The organism is Nocardiopsis sp. iso_40 (genome assembly GCF_056173285.1).
The window spans coordinates 2471013-2492503 of record NZ_CM149666.1; the positions used below are offsets into that span (position 1 = coordinate 2471013).

Consider the following 21491-nt stretch of genomic DNA (forward strand, 5'->3'; position numbering starts at 1 on the left):
AGGCGATGCCTGCGGATGATGGGGGTGCTCTCACGCGAACGGCCGCGGAGGCGGTGACAGCCTCCGTCCGAGCCGGTACGTAATCATGCCATCCCCACTCCCGATCCTGCACGGGGGGTGGGGAAATTACTCATCCAACCGTTACCGAAACCTGATGCTTGGCGTCCGGTCTCTGGTTGTCTGTCAGATTTTGTCGCAAATCGCTAGATCTACCGTCTTGCGAAGGACACAGCACATCGTATGGTGCGATGTCCCTCCTGCCTAGGGGGTCGTCCTGATGCGCCCATCACATTGCGGTCCCGCCATCCTTCCGAGATTCGGAGGGGCCGTATGTCCTCACCCAGGGCGACGGTGACCCGAGGGCGATCCCCCTCCCCCCGCGGCGTTCGGAGACCCCGCCGGCCCCGCCGAGACACGCCCGCGATCGTTCGGACACACCTGTGACGTCCCCCCTAGGGGAAGGACCAGGGGGACGGAGCGGAACAGGCCGTGGTGCGCGGGCGTCCCAACCGATAGAAAACAGGTGCGCCCTTTTCCCGATCCCTTCGGAGAAGCACGCGCCCCCGCACGGGACCGAACCTAGGAGACGAACACCGTGGCCCTCTTGCGGCTCATCCTGAACATCATCTGGCTCTTCGTCGCCGGATTCTGGCTGGCGCTCGGCTACGCCGTCGCCGGCGTCATCTGTTGCGTCCTCATCGTGACGATCCCCTTCGGCATCGCCTCCTTCCGGATGGCCAGCTACGCGATCTGGCCCTTCGGACGCGACCTGGTGCGCAAGTCCGGTTCGGGCGGCGGTACCACCGTCATGAACGTCATCTGGCTGATCGTCGCCGGCTGGTGGCTGACCATCGGGCACATCGCCACCGCGCTCGGCCTGGCGGTCACCATCATCGGTATCCCGATGGCGTGGGCCTCACTGAAGATGATCCCGGTGGCCCTGGCCCCCTTCGGCAACGAGATCGTCCGCAGCGGCCACCCCCGGGAACCCTGGCAGTTCTGACAGAGTTGTCCTCTCATCGGGCCCGGCGCGACCGGACCCCGCGGCGCATCCCCCAGACCGGTGTCTTCAGGTGGCGGCCTCCGCCGGACCGGCCACCGTGCAACAACCAGAGAATGGAGTCCATGTGCAAGCCCAGCGGCCGGGAGTATGGGCGCTCCTGAACAAGTGGCTCGTCGCCCGCAGGGCCCGTGCCGAGCGCCTCGCCCAACGTGAGGCGCAGGAGGCCGAGGCGGAGTCCGTTCCGGAGCCCGAGGACGAGGTCGTCGAGCAGGACGACGTGGGCGCGGGCGACCTGCTCCGGGTGGTCAGCGACGTCGCCTGGCGGACGCTCCTGATCGGTGTGGTCGCGGGCCTGCTCGTCTACGCGGTCATCTACCTCTCCGTGATCACCCTTCCGGTGATCCTCGCGGTCTTCCTCACCGCGCTGCTCATGCCGCTCGCCAACTGGTTGAGGAGCAAGGGCCTGGGGCGCGGATCGTCCACGGCGGCCACCGTGCTCTTCTCGCTCGTCGTGCTCAGCGGCGCCGTCACGATGATCGTCTCCCCGGCCGTGCAGGGGTTCGAGGGCCTGGTGGCCAGCGTCTCTAGCGCGATCACCGAGCTCCAGCAGGTGCAGGTCCCCTTCGTGGACCCGGCGCTGATCACGGAGCTGATCGACAACGCCTGGCTGCAGGTCCAGGGGATCATCACCGACAACACCGACCAGCTGCTCACCGGCGCCTGGACAGCCGGGGCCGCAGTCGTCCAGATCCTCATCAGCCTGGTCCTGATCATCGCCCTGACCGTGTACTTCGTGCACTCCGGCGACAAGCTCATGGACTGGGTCGCCACCCTGCTGCCCCCCAAGTCCCGCCCGGGCCTGCGCCACGCGGCCAACGTCTCCTACGGGGTGATGGGCCGCTACGTCCGCGGTGTCGCGATGGTCGGCCTGATCGACGCCGTCGGCATCGGTATCGTCCTGGTCGCCTTCGTGGACATCAACCTCGCGATCCCGCTGATCGTGCTCACCTTCATCGGCGCCTTCCTGCCGATCATCGGGGCCTTCCTCACCGGCCTACTCGCGGCCCTGGTCGCCTTCGTGACCGAGGGATGGGTCATCGCCCTGGTTATCGTCATCGCCGTGGTCCTGGTGCAGCAGCTGGAGAGCAACGTCTTCGCACCGCGCATCTACGGTCAGGCGCTGGAACTGCCCTCCCCGGTGGTCCTGATCGCCATCACCGTGGGCGGCATCCTCGGCGGCGTCCCCGGCCTGTTCCTGGCCACCCCGGTGGCCGCGGTGCTGGCCGCACTGCTGCGCAACCGGCCCCCGTCGCACCAGAGCGCCGATCCCGACAACTCCTCCGAGGCGGAGAAGGCCCCGCCGGAGGGGTCGGAGCGGGAACCGGCCGCAGTCGTGGTCGTCGCTCCCGTGGAGGACGGGGACCAGCCCGGCAGGGAGTGACCTCGCGCCGGATCCGTGCGCCCGGGGAATGCACGGCGCCCCCGACCCCGTTGTGCGGGTCGGGGGCGCGTCCGTTCGCACGGAGCCCCGGAAAAACCCTCGCCCCGTCCTGCCCGCTTGCCGTTAGGCTGGTCTGGTTGGTCTGAGGACACGTCCGCCGCGGCCCCTTGCCGCCACCAGGCGCCCGGCGAACCCCACGGGGATCGGAGCGCCGCGCGGACCCCGGCCGCCCCGAACCGCCACACCACCTTGAGGATGCCCCACCCATGTTGATCGCCACCGACCTCGAACTGCGCGTCGGCCCTCGGCTCCTGTTGGAGCCGACGACCTTCCGAGTCGCTGCTGGGGACCGGATCGGACTGGTCGGCCGCAACGGCGCGGGCAAGACCACGATGACCAAGGTGTTGGCGGGGGAGGGGATGCCCACCGACGGCACCGTCACCAGCTCGGGGACCATCGGCTACCTGCCGCAGGATCCGCGTACCGGCGACCTCGACGTGATCGCCAGGGACCGGGTGCTGTCCGCTCGCGGGATCGACGAGGCCCTCAACGGGCTGCGCGAGGCCGAGAAGAAGATGGCCAGTGACCACGACAAGACCCGGAACAAGGGTGTGCGCGCCTACAGCCGGTGGGAGGAGCGCCTCCACGTGCTGGGCGGATACGCCGCCGAGTCCGAGGCCGCCGCCATCGCCTCCAGCCTGGGTCTGCCCGACAACGTGCTGTCCCAGCCCCTGCACACGCTCTCCGGCGGCCAGCGCCGCCGGATCGAGCTGGCCCGGATCCTGTTCAGCGGTGCGGACACCCTGCTGCTGGACGAGCCCACCAACCACCTCGACGCGGACTCCATCGTCTGGCTGCGCGACTTCCTCAAGTCCCACCAGGGCGGCCTGATCGTGATCAGCCACGACGTGGAACTGGTCGAGCACGTGGTCAACAAGGTCTTCTACCTGGACGCGAACCGCAGCGTCATCGACATCTACAACATGGGCTGGAAGCAGTACCTGGCCCAGCGCGAGGCCGATGAGCGCCGTCGCCGCCGTGAGCTGGCCAACGCCGAGAAGCAGGCGGACACCCTGCGCAAGCAGGCGGACAAGTTCCGGGCCAAGGCCTCCAAGGCGCGTGCCGCCCAGCAGATGCTCAACCGCGCCGACAAACTCCTGGACGGGGTACAGGGCGTACGCAAGTCCGACAAGGTCGCCAAGCTGCGCTTCCCGGACCCGGCCCCGAGCGGGCGTACCCCGCTGATGGCCGAGGGGCTGTCCAAGTCCTACGGCTCGCTGGAGATCTTCACCGGCGTGGACCTGGCCATCGACCGGGGCAGCCGGGTGGTCATCCTGGGACTGAACGGTGCGGGCAAGACGACGCTGCTGCGCCTGCTGGGCGGGGTGGAGGAGCCGGACCGGGGGAGCGTCATCCCCGGCCACGGGCTCAAGCTCGGCTACTACGCGCAGGAGCACGAGACCCTGGACGTGAACCGGAGCGTGCTGGAGAACATGATGAGCGCGGCGCCGGACCTGCCCGAGGTCGAGGCGCGCAAGACGCTCGGATCGTTCCTGTTCACCGGTGACGACGTGGCCAAGCCCGCGGGCGTGCTCTCCGGCGGTGAGAAGACCCGTCTGGCCCTGGCCACCCTGGTGGTCTCCAGCGCCAACGTGCTGCTGCTGGACGAGCCCACGAACAACCTGGACCCGGCCAGCCGGGAGGAGATCCTGGGGGCCCTGCGCAACTACAAGGGCGCGATCGTCCTGGTGACACACGACGAGGGCGCGGTGGAGGCGCTGCAGCCCGAGCGCGTCATCATGCTGCCCGACGGTGTCGAGGACGTGTGGAACGCCGAGTTCGAGGACCTCATCTCCCTGGCCTGAGCGCCGGGTGGGATCGCGGTGGACGGGGGCGGACGCCCACGGCTCTGGGAGGTTCACCCCCTTTCTTTTCGGACACGGTTACCGGTGTTCCGAAACCGGGGCGGCCCGGCGCGGCGCCGGGCGGATGTGGCGCTGTGTGAGCGCGATGTCCGATCATGGCTGTGGCTGCCGGGCCGGTGGGAATCCAACCGTCGTCGAAGGGGAGAGCTGTGCGTGACACGTTGAGGAAGGGCACCCGTGTGTCGGGGGAGGACCGTTCGGAGCTGGCCGCCGAGCTCAAACGCCGCTACGACGGGGGCGAGAGCATCCGCAGCCTGGCGGCCGCGACCGGTCGCTCCTACGGGTTCGTGCACCGCCTGCTGGGTGAGGCCGGGGTGGAGCTGCGCGGACGCGGCGGGGCGACGCGCAAGGCATGACCTCCGGGCGGGGCCGTGCCCCGGGGGCCGCGCCCCGGGGCCCGCGCCCCCGGGCGGGGCGTCCGTACCGCACCGGGGCGGGGCGCCGCTCGTGGCCTGCGTCGTTTGTGGTCCCTGTCGCTCGCGGTCTGGGTTACCGGCGAGTAAGGTCGGCTTGCAGCCAACCGACGTGACGGAGGAACCCATGGCACAGGCCCCGACGGAGTCCGGGAAACAGGAACTGCCCACCGAGGAGGAACTGACCCGGGCCGGGCTCAGGCTCGCGGTGGACGGGGCGGTCGCCCGCGTCACCATCAGCCGTCCCGAGCGCCGCAACGCGATGACCGGGCGCACCTGGACGACCCTGGCCCACATCGGCCAGGCGCTCCCGGGCGATGTCCGAATCGTCGTCATCGCCGGCGAGGGCGACATCTTCTCCGCCGGTATCGACCTCAACATGTTCACCCCCGAGGGCGTGGACGGGGAGCGCTCCATCGTCGCCGGGCTCGCCGACGGCGCGGCCGACGAGGCCGACCTGGACGCCTACATCGCCGAGCTCCAGCAGGGCTTCCTCTGGCTTCGCCGTCCCGACCTGGTCACCGTCGCCGCGGTGCGCGGCCACGCCATCGGTGCGGGGTTCCAGCTCGCGCTCTCCTGCGACCTGCGCATCCTCGCCGACGACGCCAAGTTCTGCATGAAGGAGCCCGCCCTGGGCCTGGTGCCGGACCTCACCGGCACCAAGCCCCTGGTGGACATCGTCGGCGTCCACCGCGCCACCGAGATCTGCCTGACCGCCCGCAAGGTCGGCGCCGAGGAGTCCCGAGACCTCGGCCTGGCCACCCTGGTCGTCGGGACCGACGAACTCGACGGTGCCGTGGACGACGCCGTCGCCGCCCTGTTGGCGACCAACCCCGAAGCCGCCGCCGCGACCAAGGGCCTCCTCCAGCAGGCCGCGGACAACACGCTCGAAGAGCAGTGCGCCGCCGAGCGCAGGGCCCAGATCTCTCGCCTGACCGCCCTGGCCAAGAGCATGGCCCCGGGCTCCTGACCACCACGGCACCCGGCCGCCGGGCGCTTCGGGGACGGAGTGGGGAGATCCGTATCACCGGTGAAAAACACCCATCCCGTCCCCGGCCCGGGGCGACTTCTAGTACGCTGCTGCAGGCGGTCGTTGAATGCCGCGCGCATCCGAGCGCGCCGGGCCGCCAAGACGCGGAGAGCGTGCTGACCACGTCGGCATCACTCTTGACCCGAAGAGCACACGAACCCCGCACAGATCGGGGTCGCTTCCGCGTGTGATCAGGCGCGTTTGTGTGATTTCTTCGCTGGGTCCGCCGTGACCGTGTGGAGCCTTCCTCGAAACGCTGCCAAACGACGAGGAAGGTACACGTCACTTGACGACGGACACTGCCGTAATGCCCGCTTTCGACAGCCTTGGTCTTCCCAGGGACATCGTCGGAGAGCTGGCCAAGAACGGTGTGACCACCCCGTTCCCGATCCAGGCCGCGACCATCCCCGACGCCATCGAGGGCCGTGACGTCCTCGGCTGCGGTCGTACCGGTTCTGGCAAGACCCTGGCCTTCGGCCTGCCGGTCCTGATGCGCTGCTCCGAGCGCCGCGCCGCCGCCAACCGCCCCCGGGCACTGATCCTGGTGCCCACCCGCGAGCTCGCGCACCAGGCGCGCGACGCCCTCCGCGGCTACGCCCGCGTCCTGGGCGTCAAGGTCGGCGACGTCGTGGGCGGCAGCTCCTACACCCGACAGATCAACGAACTGCGCCGCGGCGTCGACGTCCTCGTCGCCACCCCGGGCCGCCTCACCGACCTCATCGACCAGGGCGTCTGCGACCTGGGCGACGTCGAGCTCTCGGTGCTGGACGAGGCCGACCAGATGTGCGACATGGGATTCATGCCGCAGGTCAGCGAGCTCCTCGACCAGGTCCGCCCCGACGGCCAGACCCTGCTGTTCTCGGCCACGCTCGACGGTGACGTCGACAGGCTGGTCCGCAGGTACATGAAGGACCCGCGGACCCACTCCGTGGACCCGCCGGTCTCGCAGGTCACCACGATGGAGCACCACCTGCTCAAGGTGCTGCCCCGCGACAAGAACAAGATCGTCACCCAGATCGCCGCGCGCGACGGACGCACGATCCTGTTCGTGCGCAGCAAGTTCCGGGCCGACACCATCAGCGAACAGCTGGTCGAGGCCGGTGTGCCCTGCGCCTCCCTGCACGGCGGCAAGACCCAGAGCGTGCGCACCCGCACCCTGGCCAAGTTCCGTGAGGGCAAGATCCAGGCCCTGGTCGCCACCGACGTCGCCGCCCGCGGCATCCACGTCGACGGCATCGACATGGTCGTCAACATCGACCTGCCCACCGGCCACAAGGACTATCTGCACCGGGGCGGCCGCACCGCCCGTGCCGGTTCCTCGGGCGTCGTGATCTCCCTGGTCGCGCCCAACCAGCGCCGCCTGGCCCGCCGCCTGCTCAGCGACGCCGGCGTCGAGGCCAAGCAGCACCTGGTCAACCCCGGAGACGAACTGCTCTCCCAGGTCACCGGTGCCAAGGAGCCCAGCTGGGAGCCGTGGATCGAGCCGCCCGAGCCCGTTCGCGAGCGCCGCGGCCGCGGCGGCCCCCGTCGCGGTGGCTACCGCGGCGGCGGTGGTGGCGGCTACCGCGGTGGCGGCGGCGGTTACCGGGGTGGCGGCGGCTACCGGGGCGACCGTCCCCGAGGTGAGCGCGGCGAGGGCGGCTACCGCGGCGGCGACCGCCGCAACGACCGCGGCGAGGGTGGCGGCGGCTACCGAGGTGAGCGCGGCGAGGGCGGCTACCGCGGCGGGGAGCGCCGCGGCGAGGGCGGCGGCTACCGCGGTGGAGAGCGCCGCGGCGGCGGTGGCGGTTACCGGGGCGGGGACTCCCGCGGCGGTTACCGTGGCGGCCCCCGCCGCAACGACCGCTACGACTCCGCTCCGCAGCGCTAGCCGACGGCGGCGCCGCGGTACGGCGGCACAGTGTCATCCCGGGGGCCCGGGCGCCACGAGGCGCCCCGGTTCCCGGACCCGGGGCGGGTCCGACCACAGGTCGGGCCCGCCCCGTCATCGTTTACGGTCCTTTACCGCCCCTTCGCGTGTCCCCGGTGACCGAAACCGCCCCCAACAGGGACAGTTGCCGGAAACCCCGACGTCGCACTCGGGACCACACGCCGCCTGAAGGGGAACGCGTGACCGTCCTCAACAACGCACTGGTCGCCCTCAACGACTTCTTCTGGAGCGTCTTCGTCATCCCGCTCCTGATCGTGCTCGCCCTCTACTTCACCGTGCGCTCGGGGTTCGTCCAGCTGCGTCTCCTGCCCGAGATGGTGCGTGTCCTGCGCAGCAGCCCGGGCGTGGCCCCCGACGGCAAGAGGGAGATCTCCTCCTTCCAGGCCTTCGCGATCTCGGCCGCCTCCCGCGTGGGCACCGGCAACATCGTGGGCGTGGCCACGGCCATCATGCTCGGCGGCCCCGGAGCGGTGTTCTGGATGTGGGCGATGGCCACGGTCGTGGCCGCCGCCTCGTTCGTGGAGTCCACCCTCGCCCAGCTGTACAAGGTGCGCACCAGCACCGGGTTCCGCGGCGGCCCGGCCTACTACATGCTCCACGGGCTGGGGCAGCGGTGGATGGGCGCGCTCTTCGCCGTGGTCATCACGATCACCTTCAGCCTGGTCTTCAACTCCGTCCAGGCCAACAGCATCACCGGCGCCGTCTCGACCTCGGCCGACACCGTGGGCGCCCCCACCGGCTGGCTGCTGAACACCGTGGTCGGAGTGGTGCTGGTCGGGGTCACCGCCTCGGTCATCTTCGGCGGGATCCGGCGCATCGCGAACGTGGCCCAGGCACTGGTCCCCCTCATGGCGATCCTCTACATCCTGCTGGGCGTCGCGGTGCTGGTACTGAACATCGGCGCGGTGCCGGGGGTGATCGCCGACATCTTCGCCTCCGCCTTCGGACTGCGCGAGATCGCGGCCGGCGGTGTGGGCACCGCGATCGTGCAGGGCCTGCGGCGCGGCATGTTCTCCAACGAGGCGGGCCTCGGCTCCGCGCCCAACGCGGGCGCGACCGCCTCGGTCTCCCACCCGGCCAAGCAGGGCCTGGTACAGACCCTGGGCGTCTACTTCGACACCTGGCTGGTCTGCTCGGTGACCGCGTTCGTCGTGCTGCTGTACGGGCCCGACTTCGACACCGAGACCGGTGCCGAGGTCACCCAGCGCGCACTCCAGGCCAACCTGGGCGACTGGTCCGTCCACGCGCTCACGATCATCCTCCTCCTGCTGGCCTGGACCTCCGTGCTGGGCAACTACTACTACGGGGAGTCCAACCTCCAGTTCCTGGACGCCAACCCCCGGCACATGCTCTACTTCCGCTTCGCGGTCCTGGTCGCGGTCTTCCTCGGCTGCATGGCACCGCTGACCCTGGTCTGGAACACCGCGGACCTCTCCATGGGCGTCATGGCCATCGTGAACCTGATCGCCCTGGCTCCGCTGTCGGCGACCGCCTTCCGGCTCCTGGCCGACTACAGCCGCCAGTTGCGCAACGGCCTCGACCCGCAGTTCACCCTGGCCAAGATGCCGGACCTGCGGAACGTGACCTGCTGGGGCGAGCCCGGCGGCCCGCTGCCCGAGGAGGTCGACCGGTCCGAGGGCATCGCGTCCGGTGACCCCGGACTCCGGGCGGACGGCAGGGACGCGGGGGAGGCCGACGACGGTCCGGACGCCGGTGAGGGCCCGGGCCCGCGGCGCAACGACTGATCACCGCGGACCGGCCGGGCTCCGCAGCCGGGCCGGGGCCCGGCCGGACCGTCGCCGTCCTTGGGGCCGCCCGGGGAAAGAACGAACGAAAACGATTGTCGGTTACTATTCGTGGAGTCCCCAACCGACCCCACGGAGTACCCCTGTGTCCGAACGGACGACACCGGAGCGCGGATCCGCACCCGACCCCGCCACCTCGCTCGGCGACACGATCGCCGGCGGCTGGGACGACCGCGGGGACGAACTCCCCCCTGCCGACTGGGGGCGGAGTTCGAGTTCGCGCAGAACCGGAACGGTCTGGCTCTTCGCCCTCTTCATCACGGCCATGGCGGTCGCCCACGCCTGGCTCACCGATGACCTGACCGGGCAGGCCTTCCTGGCCTGGGCGACCATCTTCACCGCCATCAGTTTCCAGGCGCTGCCCTTCCTGGTCTTCGGGGTGGCCCTGTCCGCGGCGCTCGTCGCCTTCGTGCCGACCTCGGCCTACCAGAGGTTCATCCCGAGCAGGCCGGGGCGCGCTGTCCCCGTCGCCGGAGTCTCCGGTGCGCTCCTGCCCGGGTGCGAGTGCGCCTCGGTGCCCATCGCGGGAAGCCTGATCAAACGGGGGGTCGCGCCCGCTGCGGCGCTCACCTTCCTGCTCGCGGCGCCCTCCATCAACCCGATCGTCATGATCGCCACCGCCGTGGCCTTCGCGGGACAGCCGGAGATGATCCTGGCCCGGTTCGCGGCCTCGCTGCTGGCCTCCGTGGTCATCGGCTGGGTCTGGGTGCGCTTCGGCCGCGCCGACTGGCTGCGCCTGCCCTCGCGCACCCACGCCCCGGACGCCTCCAAGTGGGAGGTCTTCCGCGAGTCGATGGTGCACGACATGATGCACGCGGGCGGATACCTGGTGGTGGGCGCGCTCGCCGCCGCCACCCTCAACGTCATGGTGCCCCGGGAGTGGCTGCTGGCCGTGGCCGAGGCCCCGGTCGTCTCGGTACTGGTGCTCGCCCTCCTGGCCATCCTGCTCTCGATCTGCTCGGAGGCCGACGCCTTCGTCGCGGTCAGCCTCACCGACTTCTCGCCCACCGCCAAGCTCGCGTTCATGGTCATCGGTCCGATCGTCGACCTCAAGCTGATCGCGATGCAGGCCGGGGTCTTCGGCTGGCGGTTCGTCGCCCGCTTCGTCCCGATCTGCCTGGTGGTCGGCCTGCTCAGCACCTTCCTGATCGGAGGCATTCTGCTGTGAACCGCATTGCTCAGGGGCTCACACTCGTGCTGCTCGGTGCCGCCGCGCTGACCAGCACCATCCCCACCGACCTGTACCTGAACTGGGTCAAGCCGGGCTTCGGCCCGTTCCTGATCGCCGCCGGCGTGGTCATGGTGCTGCTCGGCGTCCTGGTCATCGTGGCCGAGCTGCGCGGCGGCGACCAGGCCCTGGACCAGGAGGACGTGGTCCCGGCCGGTGCCGCAGCGGCGGGGGACGACGGACCGGCCCGCTCCGAACTCGACCACGCCGCGGCCGAGTACGGCGGGCACACCGGCGACGGGCACGGGCACGACCACGACCACGAGCGCGCCCCGGGGGTGGCCTGGCTGCTCCTGCTCCCCGTGCTCGCGGTGTTCGTCGTCGCGCCGCCCGCGCTGGGCTCCTACACGGTGGAGAGCACCGCGGGGTCCTCCGGGCCGCCGCCCAGGGACGAGAACGGTTCCTCCCGTTTCACCGACAACCTGAGCAAGGCCGCCCCCGGCGAGGTCGTCGAGCTCGACGTCCAGCAGTTCGTGATGCGGGCCTGGGTCGACGAGGAGCGGGAGCTGGCCGACCGCGAGGTCGAGCTGACCGGCTTCGCCGTTCCCACCGAGGACGGGGAGGGCTGGTACCTGGCCCGGCTGCAGATGGCCTGCTGCGCCGCGGACGCGGTCGTCAACAAGGTCCTCATCACCGACCATCCGGCGCCGGAGGCCGACACCTGGTGGAAGGTACGCGGCACCTGGGTGGAGCCGGAGGGGGAACTGTACGACGTCTCCGAACACGAGATCGAGACCTCCTCGGTCGATGCGGTGACCGACCCCCCGGACCCCTACGAGTAGGACGATCGGGGCGGCTGGAGCGAACCGGACGGAGCGGGACCCCGGACCCGCTCGTGCTGGTCAGCCGCCACACCGGTGCCAATTCAACGGTTTGGGACCGTACCGGGTGACAATGGGGGCGTGTCAGAACGGGACGAGCGAGCACGGAGCAGGCGCGGACTCTGGCGCAGGGCGCGCCCCCGTTCGATCCGCGCCCGGGTCACCGCCGGGGCGGTCGCCGTGCTGGTCCTGGTCGTCGGTATCCTGCTGACCCTCTCCTTCGTGGTCATTCGCGGGCTGGCACTCGACCAGGTACGGGACCGGGCGGCCGACTCGGCGCGCGAGGTCGCCGAGCACATCACGACGGACCGCTACCCCGGCGCTGTCCCGTCCTCGGGGACCGCGGTCCGCCGCATCCAGATCGTCGACCAGGAGACCCACGAGGTCCTGGCCTCCAGTGAGTCGCTGCAGGGCCTGCCGGCGCTGACCGAGGAGGCCCCCACCCCCCAAGACTCGCGGCTCGACACCACCGTCTGCGGGGTGGTCGAGGGAGAGGACCCGGGGGAGTGCTTCCTCGTGGCGGGTTACGCCGTCCCCGACTCCGCCTACGGGGACGTGACCGTCCTCGGGGCAGCGCCCACCCCCCAGCTCCTGACCACCAACACCCTGCAGGGCGTGCTGCTCGGTCTGTCGGTGCTCCTGGTCGCCGGTACCGCGCTCGTCATCTGGTACGGGGTCGGCAGGGCCCTGAGGCCGGTGTCCAGGATCAGTGAGGAGATGGACCGGATCTCCGCCAGCGACCTGCACCGGAGGCTCCCCGTGCCCAGGAGTGACGACGAGATCGCCCACCTGGCCCTGACCGCCAACTCCAGCCTGGCCCGGTTGGAGGAGTCGGTCACCCGCCAGCGCCGGTTCGTCTCCGACGCCTCCCACGAACTCCGCAACCCCATCGCGGGGATGCGCACCAAGCTGGAGGTCGAGCTCTCCGACCCCGAACCTGACCAGCGCGCCAGGGAGCGGCTGCTCACCGGGCTGCTCTCCGACACCGAACGGTTGGAGAACATCGTCTCCGACCTGTTGGAGCTGGCCCGGCTGGACACCGGCGTGGCGGTGCCGCAGGAACTGGTCGACCTCTCCGAACTGGTGGAGCGGGAGTTCTCCGGACGGCGCGGAAGAGTCGCGGTGGAGGTCCACACCTCCGGACCGGTGTACGCGCTCGTCAACCGGCTCCGGATCGTCCGGGTCGTGACCAACCTGGTGGCCAATGCCGAGCGGCACACGAACAGCCGGATCGACATCATCGTCCACGGCCGGGACCCCGCGGTGGTGGAGGTGCACGACGACGGCTCGGGGATCCCGGTCAAGGACCGGGAGCGCGTGTTCGAGCGCTTCGCCCGGCTGGCGGAGTCCAGGGAGCGCGACCCCGGCGGGAGCGGACTGGGCCTGGCCATCTCCCGGGAGATCGTGCAGGGCTACGGCGGCACCCTGGTGGCCGGGCACAGCGACCTGCTCGGCGGGGCCGTGTTCGTCCTGAGCCTCCCCGGCCGGGATGACCAGCGCTGACACCGCCCGGGCGCCCCTATTCTGGGAGGAATGGTGCACAAGAAGGCGGGTCGGGTGCGGCGGGCGGCGCTGCTCGTGGGGTGGGTCCTGCTGTTGGTCTGGGCCGTGCTGCACGGGCCAGAGCCGGAGACCGTGCGGTCCTGGACCGCCGACGCCGGAGTGGCCGGATTCCTCGTGTACCTCGCGGCCTACACCCTGGCGGTCCAGGCCCTGGTACCCCGGCCCGCGCTGAACCTCGCCGGGGGAGCGCTCTTCGGCCTGGCGCTGGGGGCGGGGCTGGCCCTGGCCGGGGGCGTGCTGGCCGCCCTGGTCCAGTTCATGGTGGCACGGCACGTGGCGCACGACGCGATCGCCCGCAGACTGCCGGAGAGGGTCCGGGACAGGTTGGCGGGGCTGTCCGGAGGCCGCGCACTGTTGGCGGTGGTGCAGCTGAGGCTGATCCCCGTGGTGCCCTACCAGATGGTCAACTACGGTTTCGGGCTGACCGGGATGCGTACGGCGCCCTTCGTGCTGGGCACGGCGCTGGGGTCGCTCCCCGCCACGGTGGCCCTGGTCCTGGTGGGTGCGGGCGGAGCCGACGTCGCGTTCCAGGTCGCTCTGGGTACGGGGGCCGCGGCGGTGGTCCTCGGTCTGCTCTGGTGGCTGTACCCGCGTCTCGCGGCCGTGCGGAGGGCGCGGGGAGCCGAGTTGACGGAGCCGGTCGCGCGGAGCGGGCCGACGGACGAGGGCGACCAGGGCGAGTGGCGGGCGCGCGCCTGAGCGGGGCGCGCCCGCCCCCGCTCAGCCGGTGCCGCCGAAGAGCTCGACCTCGTCCGGGCCGGGCCGGTCCAGGTCGAAGGGGAGGATGTCCCCGCCGTCGCTGTCGGTGGCCCGCGGCTCCTGGAGGACCTCGGGCTTCTCTCCGGCGTTGTGCTGGACCACCATCACACCGGAGTAACCGCTGTGGTCCTCCTCGGTGGCGGCGAAGGGCACCAGGCCGGGGCCGACCCACTCCTGCGAGTTCAGGGTCCGGATGAGGGTCTCCCGGTCCAGGTCGGGGCCGACCTCCATGAGGAGCTGGGCGAACAGGGTCGCCTGCACCATGCCGTACACCGTGGTGTCGGTGAAGGGGGCGCCGTCGTTGTACTCGTCGTGGATCTCGCGGTAGAACTCGGTCCACGGGTCGTCGGTCTGCGCCGCCATCGGCAGGAAGGCCGTGACGATCAGGCCGTCGGTGAAGGCCTCCGGCGGCACGTCCTCGGCGGGGGTGCCCTCGGCGTACTCCTCGATGAGCTGCGAGATGATCTCGACGTCACCGCCGAAGCTGGGTGCCACCCACTGGGGTTCGTAGCCGATGGACTGGGCCTCGAGGATGGCCAGGCCCAGGAAGGCGGGGATGCAGTAGCAGGCCGCGACGTCGGCCCCGGACTCCTTCAGCGCGGCGATCTGGCCGTCGAGCTCGGGAACGCCCGGGTCGTAGGACTCCCAGGCGACGATGTCGTCGATGAGGTACTGCTCGATACCCGCGTGCGAGGCCGGGCCGACGTCGTCGTTCTGGTAGAGCAGGCCGACGTCCGCGTCGGGGAGGTTCTCCGCGATGTAGGCCCCCTGGACCTTGGCCTCCGTGGAGTAGTCCACCTGGAACCCGTAGCTGTAGGGGTACTCCTCGGGCTGGTCCCAGGCCAGGGCCCCGGAGGAGACGAACAGGTCGGGGACGCCCTCGTCGTTGAGGTCCTGGATGACCGCCTCGTGGGTGGGCGTACCCAGACCGCCGAGCATCGCGAAGATCTCGTCCTCCTCGATCAGCTCGCGGGTGACGTCCATGGTCTGCGCGGGGTTGAAGGCGTCGTCCTTGACCCGGTAGTCGATCTGACGGCCGTGGATGCCGCCGTTGTCGTTGATGTAGTCGAAGACCGCGCTCGCTCCGGTGGAGACGTGCACGAAGCCGGGGGAGGCCGAGCCGGTCAGCGGCTGGTGGGTTCCGATGACGACGCTGTCGTCGGTGACCCCCGTGGTGATGTCCGAGGCGGTGTCGTCCTGCGGCGATTCGGGGTCCGCGCAGGAGGCGGCGAGAACCGCGACGGCGAGCGCCGAAGAGATGATTCCCAGTGATCGCATGGTGGTGTCCTGAACTCGGTTGTGCCTTCGCAGCGGGAGGCCTGGTGGGCCCGTGGGGAAAGCGGCTTCGTAGCTCGGGAGAGGATCATGGGACGGACATACCTACTCGCCAGTACGTTACCGGTTGGTAAACATCATACGAACACAGCTCGTCACTGCAACCTGCGGTAACCGTTTCTCAGCGGTGTGCGGGGTGCCCTGTGGTGTTCTCCCGGTCCTGCGCGGGCCCAGGGAGTGCTTTCGGAGACGGCGGAGGGGACCACGCCCCGTGGTCCCCTCCAAACTTTCCGGTCCCGGCCTCAGGCCCCGGTGCGGTCCAGGAGTTCGCGTGCCAGGCGGGCGACACGGTCCGAAGCCTGGTGCACGGCGCTGTCGCGGCGCCAGACCAGGAGGTGGCGGAGCTGTATCGGCGCCCCCTCCAACTGGCGCACCACCACGCCCCGGCCGGCCTCGAAGTCCGACTGGCAGGGGGCGATCGCCCGGCGGTCGGCGATGAGGTCGCGGATCTCGGACCGGTCGTAGAGGCGGTAGGGGACCTCGGGGCTGAAGCCGGCCCGCTGGCAGGCCAGGTAGAAGCACTCGGGCCAGCCCGTGCCGTCCGGCGGGGTCAGCGCCCACGGGCACCCGGACAGGTCCTCCAGGCGGATGAACGGTTTCTCCGCCATGGGATGGCCGTCCCACACGGCCACGTGCAGGGGGTCCACCGCGAGCATCGCCCAGGCCAGCGGTCCGTCGGTGGGCAGGTCGCGGTCCACGTAGTCGATGGTGGTGCCCAGGTCCAACCGGCCCGCCCGCACCAGGTCGGTGACCAGCTTGGGCGAGTACTCGGTGCGCACGTGTACCGGAACGCCCGGAAAGACCTCCGGCAGGCGTGCGGACAGCTCCACGGTCAGGGGACCGACCCCGCCCACGCGCAAGGTGCTCGGTGAGGCGCCCCGGGCGGTGATGTCGTGCACCAGGTCGTCCATGGACAGCAGGACCGCGCGTGCCCGGACCAGAACGAACTCACCGAGCTCCGTCGGCCGCACCCCCGAACGCCCCCGGTGGAACAGGGGGCCGCCCACCTCGCGCTCGATCCGCTGCAACTGGGTCGTCAGTGCCGGCTGGGACGTGGACAGCGCGGCCGCCGCCCTGGTCACGCTGCCGGTGTCGGCCAGCAGGCAGATCGTACGCAGGTGGCGGAGTTCGAGGTCCATGCGTGGAATCTAAGGCGAGGAGGCACTCCGTGTACAGCCGGGCCGGGGCGGGCGGTCGCGTCGCGTGCCCCGTCCGGCAGCCGGTGCGTTCCCGGCCCCGCCGCCCGGGGCCGTCTGGTTGAGGCGCCGGACGCCCCCGTGGGATAGGGTGCCGTTCATCACCATATAGTTGGACGACCTACTAAATTCGCGGAGACCCCGCGGGGGCGGTGGGTCCGAGGCGCACCCGGGCGCGTAACCGTGGGGGATTTCATGGCGGTCGAACGCATGCTGCACACACCCGAGGCCGAACAGCTCCTGGAGCTGACCAGGGAGCTCGTCGACAAGGAGGTCGCACCCCGTGCGGCCGCGGACGAGGAGGAAGCCCTCTTCCCCCGCGACCTCTTCGCCACGCTGGGCGGGACCGGGCTGCTCGGGCTCCCCTACCCGGCCGAGTACGGCGGTGGCGAACAGCCCTACGAGGTCTACCTCCAGGTCGTGGAGGAACTGGCCCGCGGCTGGCTCGCCGTCGGGCTGGGGGTCAGCGTCCACACCCTCTCCTGCTACCCGATGGCGGCCTTCGGCAGCCGGGAGCAGAAAGCCGCCCACCTGCCAGCCATGGTCGGTGGTGAACTCCTGGGGGCCTACTGCCTGTCCGAGGCCTCCTCCGGCTCCGACGCCGCCGCGCTCACCACCCGCGCGGAGCGCGTCGACGGCGGCTACCGGGTCAACGGAGCCAAGGCGTGGATCACCCACGGGGGACGGGCCGACTACTACACGCTCTTCGCGCGCACCGGCGCCCCGGGCTCGGGGCCGCGCGGCATCAGCTGCTTCCACGTGCCCTCGGACACGCCCGGGCTGGGCTCCGCTACCCCCGAACACAAGATGGGCATGCGTTCCTCGCCCACCGCCGGGGTCCTGTTCGACGAGGTCGCACTGGGCGCGGACGCCCTCGTGGGGGAGGCGGACCGCGGGTTCGGTATCGCCCTGGCCGCCCTGGACTCCGGCCGCCTGGGCATCGCCGCCTGTGCCGTGGGCCTGGCCCAGGCCGCGCTGGACGCGGCCCTGGCCTACTCCCGTGAACGCCGTCAGTTCGGCAGCGCCATCGGCGACTTCCAGGGGGTGGGCTTCATGCTCGCCGACATGGCCACCCAGATCGCGGCCTCCCGCGAGCTCTACCTGTCCGCCGCCCGCCTGCGTGACGCGGGCCGCCCCTTCGGCAGGCAGGCGGCGATGGCCAAGCTGATGGCGACCGACACCGCCATGAAGGTCACCACCGACGCCGTCCAGGTCTTCGGCGGTTACGGCTACACCCGGGACTTCCCCGTCGAGCGCTACATGCGCGAGGCCAAGGTCCTGCAGATCGTGGAGGGCACCAACCAGGTGCAGCGCCTGGTCATCAGCCGCCACCTGGCCAGGGAGGCCTGACCCGCCGCAGGAGCGCCCCCGGGGTCGCGTTCCGGCGCAGGGTGCCGGAACCTATCGGCGCAGCAGGGCCGGAGCGGCCTCGGGCGGGTGCACCGTCAGCTCCACCCGGCGGTCGGTCAGCACCGCCAGCGCCGACCGGTACTCGGGCCCGCGGTCCAGGTCCGACAGCCACGCGGCCCCGGGGTCGGCCCCGCCCTCCCAGAAGAGCAGGCGGGCCCGCGTGTGCGGCGGGGTGACCCCGACCCGGCGCAGGCCGCCGGACAACCCCAGACCGGTGGCCTTGAGCAGCGCCTCCTTGCGTGCCCAGTAACCGAAGAACGCCCCGGCCCGACCGTCCTCGGGCAGCGCGCTCCACACCTCGTGCTCGGTGTCCGCCAGGGTGTACCCGGCCAGCCCGGCCAGGTCGCGGGTGTCCGAGACCCGCTCCACGTCCACCCCGACCGCCACCCCGCGGGCCAGCGCCAGCGCCACCCACTCACCGGAGTGGCTGACGGAGATCTCCCAGCCCTCGGCCGCGCCGGTGGGCACCGGTTTGCCGTGGGGCGCGTCATCGCCCCCGCCCGCGCCGGCCCGCGACTTCTCCTCGCAGGAGGCGCAGCGCAGTTCGAAGGTCACCTTCTCCGGCGCGCACCCGGCCCGTTCGGCCAGGACCAGCCGGGCCATCGAACGCCCCAGGAGGTAGCGGTCGCGGTCCGCCTGGAGCCGGAACCGGGAGTGGCGGGCGAGTTCCCCGCCGTCCAGCAGGCGCAGCAGACGTTCGTTCGCGGCGGAGGTGTGGGCCCACCACACCGTGGACTCGAGGGGTGCGGAGCTGAGGGTCATCCCCCCATTGTGGCTGATCTGCCGCGCGATCCGTGGTGTGAGCGGGCGTGAAACGGGGCATTCGTCAAGTGGCAGGTCAGCCCGCCCCCTTGGAGGCTCAGATGTCTGTCGTCGTGTTGTTCGGAGCCGGAGCGCTCATCGGACTGGTCGCCCTCACCGCGGTCGTCCTGGTGACGCTCGTGACGGAGAAGCCGGAGTCCGGGACGCGGTCCACCGAGGATCACTCCGTACTCTAGGACGGCGCGGTTCCCTGCCGTGCAGCACAGTCACCGGCACGGAAAGCGGGACCGTACCCATGGTCGAGGAGAGCCGTCCGGCGTTCGCCGCCGAGCGCCGGGAACGCATCCTGGAACTGGTGCGAACCAACGGCAGCATGTCCCTGCGCGACATCGCCGCCAAGGTGCGCGCCTCGGAGGTCACCGTCCGCCGCGACGTGCGCGCGATGGAGGCCGAAGGGCTGCTCGACCGCCGCAGGGGCGGCGCCGCGCTGCCCGGACGGATCGGCCACGAGCAGAGCTACACGGGCAAGAGCAGCCAGTGCGCGGCGGAGAAGGCCGCGATCGCCGCCACCGCTGCCCGCCTGGTCCGCCCCGGGGACGCGGTCACGATCGGTCCCGGCAGCACCGCGGAGGCCTTCGCCCGCGCGCTCCTGGGCCACGGCGACCTCACCGTGGTCACCAACTCCCTGCGGGTCGCCGACGTGCTGGCCGGTGCCGCCGGGGTCGAGGTGGTCATGACCGGCGGCACCCTGCACGCGCCCATGAGGGCCCTCGTCGGGGCCGCAGCCGAAGCCTCCCTGGCAGGCCTGAGGGTCAACCGGGCCTTCCTGTCCGGCAACGGCGTCAGCGCGGACCGCGGGCTGAGCACCCCCAACCCCGCGGTGGCCGGCCTCAACCGCGCACTGGCGGCCTGCGCCGAGGAGACCATCGTGCTGGCCGACCACACCAAGGTGGGCGCCGACACCATGGTGCCCACCGTGGCCCCCGAGGAGATCGCCCACCTGGTCACCGACAGCAGCGCCGACCCCGAGGTCCTGATGACCCTGGAGGAGACCGGAGCCCTGGTGCACGTCGCCGTGGTCGCCGACGAACGCGGCCAGTGACCCCGGACCCCCGCCCCTGCCGCTTCGCCACGTGATGGGTGCGTACCCGGGTGTTCGGACGTATTGTGCGGTGAGCGTTCTATGCGTGATCCTGGACGCGTCCCGTCCAGTCGGTACCGACGTCCACGCACCAGGAGCCGCCGAGCATGACCTCCCAACCGCCGCCCCCGGAACACCAGCCGTCCGCGCCGGTGCGGGTCACCCCTGAGCCCGTGGCGCTCCCCGAACCCTGGCGGAGCTCGTCCCTGACCGTGGTCGTCCCGACCTACGACGAGGCCGGGAACCTGCCCGTGCTGGTGGCCCAGCTCATGGCGTTGGACCTGCCCGGGCTGCGGATCGTGGTGGTGGACGACAACTCGCCGGACGGGACCGGGGAGGTCGCCGACAAGCTCGCGGCGGAACTCGGCGGACGGTTGACGGCGGTCCACCGCACCCGCAAGGACGGTCTCGGCCGCGCCTACGTGGAGGGCATGACCCGGGCCCTGGCGGAGGGGGCCGAGTACGTGGTGCAGATGGACGCGGACCTCAGCCACCCGGTGGGCTACGTGCCCCAGCTCCTGGGAACCCTGCACGCGACCAACGCCGGGGTGGTCATCGGCAGCCGCTACGTGCCCGGCGGCAGCCTCTCCGAGGCGTGGGGTCTGCGCCGACGCCTCCTCAGCGGATGGGCCAACACCTACGTGAAGACGGTCCTGTCCATCCCGGTCCGGGACGTCACCGCCGGTTTCAAGATCTGGCGGGCCTCGGCCCTGGAGGCCCTCGACCTGTCCAGTATCGAGAGCACCGGTTACGCCTTCCAGGTGGAGATGCACTACCGGGCCTTTCGCCGGGGCCAGAAGATCATGGAGATCCCCATCCACTTCGAGGACCGGGTGGTGGGGCAGAGCAAGCTCGACGGGGCGGTCGCCCTGGAGGCGGCCCTGCGTCCGCTGCGGTTGCGGCGGGCGGAGAACGCCCGGCGACGCCCGTAGCGGCAGTAGACACCCCGTGTCTTCCTTCGCCGCGCCACCCTGAACTGCGATCATCGTCAGAACGCGAGAAGGGGGCGACAACAGTGTCCGAACAGCCCTACGACGTCGACGCCGACATGGGGGAGGACCCCCAGGAGAGCGAGATCGCCGAGGCGGAGAGCCGGCAGAACCCGGACGCGCCCGTCTACGGCTACACCTTCGAGGACGAGAGCGCCGCCACCGAGCGGGGCATCGACGAGGAGGTCCGGGAGGAGCGCGACGACGTCATCCCCAGGGAGGACTTCGACATCGACGAGCCCGGAGCCGAGCGGGAGGCGGTGCACGAGGTGGACGACTCCGACGCCTGACCGGCCGCGCCGGGCCCCGGGCCTCCGAGGAAGGCTCCGGGGCCCGGCCCGTGTCCGGCCCAGTTTTCTGCACAATCGCACGAGGATTTGTGATCATCGAGGTCAAAGCGGGGAAGACCGTGGGCAAGGAGGCGGACACAGTGACCGAACAGCCCTACGAGGTGGACCTGGACCTGGGCGACGACCCCCAGGCGAGCGAGGTCGCCCAACGAGAGCGTGTCATCGACCCCGACTTCGGCATCCTCGGCTACAACTTCGAGGACGACGACAGCAAGGGGAGACTGGGCATCAACGAGGGGGTGCGCGCCGAGCGACTGGGGGTCATCCCGCACCAGCGCTGGGGCGGTGACCGCAGCGCCGAGGAGGAGGCGCTGAGCGTGGTCCCCGACCCCGACGCCGTCAACGACCGGCCCCCGGAGGGGGACGAGGGCTGACCGGCCCGAGCCCCAC

At 71.1% G+C, this 21491-nt stretch carries 20 protein-coding genes; 17 read left to right on the top strand and 3 right to left on the bottom strand.

Features of this window, described 5'->3' with window-relative positions; all coding sequences use genetic code 11:
• Positions 1-595: 595 nt before the first annotated feature.
• The 11 genes from AC0VYD_RS10850 (at position 596) to AC0VYD_RS10900 (ending at position 13858) form a co-directional block, all read left to right on the top strand.
• Complete coding sequence (locus AC0VYD_RS10850) at positions 596-1003, top strand: YccF domain-containing protein (RefSeq protein WP_475479743.1); 408 nt, start codon at positions 596-598, stop codon at positions 1001-1003.
• Positions 1004-1127: 124 nt separating this feature from the next.
• Positions 1128-2444: an AI-2E family transporter gene (locus AC0VYD_RS10855; protein ID WP_475479744.1), complete on the top strand. Its 1317-nt coding sequence runs from the start codon at positions 1128-1130 to the stop codon at positions 2442-2444.
• A 266-nt stretch (positions 2445-2710) separates the two neighbouring features.
• Positions 2711-4309, top strand: coding sequence for an ABC-F family ATP-binding cassette domain-containing protein (locus tag AC0VYD_RS10860; protein ID WP_475479745.1), 1599 nt, complete (start codon positions 2711-2713; stop codon positions 4307-4309).
• Between the two features lie 209 nt (positions 4310-4518).
• Complete coding sequence (locus AC0VYD_RS10865; protein ID WP_191271071.1) at positions 4519-4725, top strand: helix-turn-helix domain-containing protein; 207 nt, start codon at positions 4519-4521, stop codon at positions 4723-4725.
• 184 nt (positions 4726-4909) lie between these two features.
• The gene (locus tag AC0VYD_RS10870) at positions 4910-5752 is read left to right on the top strand and encodes an enoyl-CoA hydratase/isomerase family protein (RefSeq protein ID WP_475479746.1); all 843 of its coding nucleotides are present in this window, start codon (positions 4910-4912) and stop codon (positions 5750-5752) included.
• Positions 5753-6119: 367 nt separating this feature from the next.
• Entirely contained in the window at positions 6120-7682 is a 1563-nt protein-coding gene (locus AC0VYD_RS10875; RefSeq protein ID WP_475479747.1) for a DEAD/DEAH box helicase, read from the top strand.
• A gap of 239 nt (positions 7683-7921) precedes the next feature.
• Positions 7922-9487 carry an alanine/glycine:cation symporter family protein gene (locus tag AC0VYD_RS10880; protein ID WP_475479748.1) on the top strand — a complete coding sequence of 522 codons (1566 nt, stop codon included), beginning with the start codon at positions 7922-7924 and terminating at the stop codon, positions 9485-9487.
• A 145-nt stretch (positions 9488-9632) separates the two neighbouring features.
• The gene (locus tag AC0VYD_RS10885) at positions 9633-10715 is read left to right on the top strand and encodes a permease (RefSeq protein ID WP_475479749.1); all 1083 of its coding nucleotides are present in this window, start codon (positions 9633-9635) and stop codon (positions 10713-10715) included.
• Positions 10712-11557 (top strand): TIGR03943 family putative permease subunit, encoded by an 846-nt coding sequence (locus AC0VYD_RS10890; protein ID WP_475479750.1) that lies wholly within the window; start codon positions 10712-10714, stop codon positions 11555-11557. The genes AC0VYD_RS10885 and AC0VYD_RS10890 overlap by 4 nt, the downstream gene beginning before the upstream one ends.
• Positions 11558-11677: 120 nt before the next feature.
• The gene (locus AC0VYD_RS10895; RefSeq protein WP_475479751.1) at positions 11678-13099 is read left to right on the top strand and encodes a sensor histidine kinase; all 1422 of its coding nucleotides are present in this window, start codon (positions 11678-11680) and stop codon (positions 13097-13099) included.
• A gap of 30 nt (positions 13100-13129) precedes the next feature.
• On the top strand, positions 13130-13858 hold the full coding sequence (locus AC0VYD_RS10900) for a TVP38/TMEM64 family protein (RefSeq protein ID WP_475479752.1): 729 nt from the start codon (positions 13130-13132) through the stop codon (positions 13856-13858).
• A gap of 21 nt (positions 13859-13879) precedes the next feature.
• On the opposite strand, the gene AC0VYD_RS10905 is transcribed toward AC0VYD_RS10900, so the two are convergent.
• Both AC0VYD_RS10905 and AC0VYD_RS10910 read right to left on the bottom strand, forming a co-directional pair.
• On the bottom strand, positions 13880-15196 hold the full coding sequence (locus tag AC0VYD_RS10905; protein WP_475479753.1) for an ABC transporter substrate-binding protein: 1317 nt from the start codon (positions 15194-15196) through the stop codon (positions 13880-13882).
• A gap of 299 nt (positions 15197-15495) precedes the next feature.
• Positions 15496-16392, bottom strand: a complete 897-nt coding sequence (locus AC0VYD_RS10910) for a LysR family transcriptional regulator (RefSeq protein ID WP_475479754.1) — start codon at positions 16390-16392, stop codon at positions 15496-15498.
• A 252-nt stretch (positions 16393-16644) separates the two neighbouring features.
• Here AC0VYD_RS10910 and AC0VYD_RS10915 point away from each other — a divergent pair, with 252 nt between their 5' ends.
• Positions 16645-17799: an acyl-CoA dehydrogenase family protein gene (locus tag AC0VYD_RS10915; RefSeq protein WP_475479755.1), complete on the top strand. Its 1155-nt coding sequence runs from the start codon at positions 16645-16647 to the stop codon at positions 17797-17799.
• Between the two features lie 51 nt (positions 17800-17850).
• On the opposite strand, the gene AC0VYD_RS10920 is transcribed toward AC0VYD_RS10915, so the two are convergent.
• A complete protein-coding gene (locus AC0VYD_RS10920; protein WP_475479756.1) occupies positions 17851-18621 on the bottom strand; it encodes a 4'-phosphopantetheinyl transferase family protein in 771 nt (256 codons plus the stop codon).
• Between the two features lie 101 nt (positions 18622-18722).
• On the opposite strand from AC0VYD_RS10920, the gene AC0VYD_RS10925 reads away from it, so the two are divergent.
• The 5 genes from AC0VYD_RS10925 to AC0VYD_RS10945 all read left to right on the top strand — a co-directional run bounded on the left by AC0VYD_RS10925 (position 18723) and on the right by AC0VYD_RS10945 (position 21475).
• Entirely contained in the window at positions 18723-18857 is a 135-nt protein-coding gene (locus AC0VYD_RS10925) for a hypothetical protein (RefSeq protein ID WP_264081825.1), read from the top strand.
• Positions 18858-18916: 59 nt separating this feature from the next.
• Complete coding sequence (locus AC0VYD_RS10930; protein ID WP_475479757.1) at positions 18917-19723, top strand: DeoR/GlpR family DNA-binding transcription regulator; 807 nt, start codon at positions 18917-18919, stop codon at positions 19721-19723.
• A 146-nt stretch (positions 19724-19869) separates the two neighbouring features.
• Positions 19870-20694: a polyprenol monophosphomannose synthase gene (locus tag AC0VYD_RS10935; RefSeq protein WP_475479758.1), complete on the top strand. Its 825-nt coding sequence runs from the start codon at positions 19870-19872 to the stop codon at positions 20692-20694.
• An 83-nt stretch (positions 20695-20777) separates the two neighbouring features.
• Complete coding sequence (locus AC0VYD_RS10940; RefSeq protein ID WP_473040249.1) at positions 20778-21041, top strand: hypothetical protein; 264 nt, start codon at positions 20778-20780, stop codon at positions 21039-21041.
• A gap of 140 nt (positions 21042-21181) precedes the next feature.
• Complete coding sequence (locus AC0VYD_RS10945; protein WP_475479759.1) at positions 21182-21475, top strand: hypothetical protein; 294 nt, start codon at positions 21182-21184, stop codon at positions 21473-21475.
• Positions 21476-21491 lie beyond the last annotated feature (16 nt).

Excerpts from the sequence above, each read along its gene's own strand:
- AC0VYD_RS10860 (WP_475479745.1), top strand. The coding sequence starts at position 2,711 with ATGTTGATCGCCACCGACCTCGAACTGCGCGTCGGCCCTCGGCTCCTG.
- AC0VYD_RS10870 (WP_475479746.1), top strand. The coding sequence starts at position 4,910 with ATGGCACAGGCCCCGACGGAGTCCGGGAAACAGGAACTGCCCACCGAG.
- AC0VYD_RS10875 (WP_475479747.1), top strand. The coding sequence starts at position 6,120 with ATGCCCGCTTTCGACAGCCTTGGTCTTCCCAGGGACATCGTCGGAGAG.
- AC0VYD_RS10900 (WP_475479752.1), top strand. The coding sequence starts at position 13,130 with ATGGTGCACAAGAAGGCGGGTCGGGTGCGGCGGGCGGCGCTGCTCGTG.
- AC0VYD_RS10905 (WP_475479753.1), bottom strand. The coding sequence starts at position 15,196 with ATGCGATCACTGGGAATCATCTCTTCGGCGCTCGCCGTCGCGGTTCTC.
- AC0VYD_RS10910 (WP_475479754.1), bottom strand. The coding sequence starts at position 16,392 with ATGGACCTCGAACTCCGCCACCTGCGTACGATCTGCCTGCTGGCCGAC.
- AC0VYD_RS10915 (WP_475479755.1), top strand. The coding sequence starts at position 16,645 with ATGGCGGTCGAACGCATGCTGCACACACCCGAGGCCGAACAGCTCCTG.
- AC0VYD_RS10920 (WP_475479756.1), bottom strand. The coding sequence starts at position 18,621 with ATGACCCTCAGCTCCGCACCCCTCGAGTCCACGGTGTGGTGGGCCCAC.
- AC0VYD_RS10925 (WP_264081825.1), top strand. The coding sequence starts at position 18,723 with ATGTCTGTCGTCGTGTTGTTCGGAGCCGGAGCGCTCATCGGACTGGTC.
- AC0VYD_RS10930 (WP_475479757.1), top strand. The coding sequence starts at position 18,917 with ATGGTCGAGGAGAGCCGTCCGGCGTTCGCCGCCGAGCGCCGGGAACGC.
- AC0VYD_RS10935 (WP_475479758.1), top strand. The coding sequence starts at position 19,870 with ATGACCTCCCAACCGCCGCCCCCGGAACACCAGCCGTCCGCGCCGGTG.